2 protein-coding genes are annotated in these 1,006 nt (G+C 61.6%); both read right to left on the bottom strand.

Features of this window, described 5'->3' with window-relative positions; translation table 11 throughout:
• On the bottom strand, positions 1–468 hold a 468-nt coding region (locus tag EN750_RS36135), incomplete at its 3' end, for a GntR family transcriptional regulator (RefSeq protein WP_127399405.1).
• Between the two features lie 32 nt (positions 469–500).
• Entirely contained in the window at positions 501–992 is a 492-nt protein-coding gene (locus EN750_RS36130; RefSeq protein WP_281062382.1) for a zinc-binding dehydrogenase, read from the bottom strand.
• Between the last annotated feature and the right edge of the window lie 14 nt (positions 993–1,006).

Below are 1,006 nucleotides of genomic sequence, written 5' to 3'. Positions count from 1 at the left end.
ATCGGGAATGAGGCTCGGATTGACGAAGCGCTCTTCCAGCTGCACCGGCAGATCATTCTCGAAATTGACGACGACGGAATGATAGATCGAGACGAGCTTTGGAAACTCGAACGACAGCGCCAGCTCCTTTGTCGGCATGATGGTTTCGAGGACGAGGACTTCGGAACGATGCCTGTTGCCGCGCTCGACGATCTCGGCTGCGATGTTGTTGATCTCGATCAGCGTCGATTGCGGCCGCGGCGGCGCGATGAAGGTTCCCACACCTTGCAGGCGGATCAGGAACCCGGCCGAGGTCAACTCTCTGAGCGCCCGGTGAACCGTCATCCGCGACACGCCGAGCGACGCCACCAACTCGTTCTCGGACGGCAGCTTGCGATCCTTGCCCCACCGGCCCGTTCCGATGTTCGCCAGGATGTAGTCCTTCACCTTCTCGTAAAGAGGGCTGGCCGTGTCGGGCAAAGTGATCATTTCAAAAGTCCTTTCCGGCGATTCATCGGAAATCACGACTGCTCGACAGGTTGCCGCATGCGGATGATTGTTTTCAAGCCGTCGCTGTGTCCCGCCAACAGCCGCTCATAGGCAGCCGGAATGTCATCCAGGCCGATCTCCTGGTCGATCAGCGCCAACAGCGGTTCGCTGAGTTCACCTAGCATCCGCACCGCCTCGGGCAGCTCATCGGCAAAGGCGTGGCATCCCAGCAAGCCGATTTCGCGTTCGACCAGCGTATTGGGATCAATGTCGAGGCGGCCATGGAAGATGCCCACCATGGCGATCGTGCCGCCGGGATCGACAACGCCAAGCAACTGGTTGAGCGCCGCGACGCTGCCGGTCGCCTCAATGGCCGCGAGCAGCGGGGCATTGGCGGTTGCGGCGGCAACGGCATCTCGGTTCAGATCGACGATCCTGGCACCCGTCACCTGCGACACGCGGGCGCTGCGAGCTTGGTTGCGGTCGGCGACGAGCACGGTGCCGGCGAAGGTTCGCGACAGCAATAGCGCGGCAAGAC

Origin of the sequence: Mesorhizobium sp. M7A.F.Ca.ET.027.03.2.1, assembly GCF_003999175.1 — a bacterium.
Lineage (GTDB): Bacteria > Pseudomonadota > Alphaproteobacteria > Rhizobiales > Rhizobiaceae > Mesorhizobium.
The sequence above is the reverse complement of the archived record's forward strand: the minus strand, read 5'-3'. Positions and strand labels throughout refer to the sequence as shown.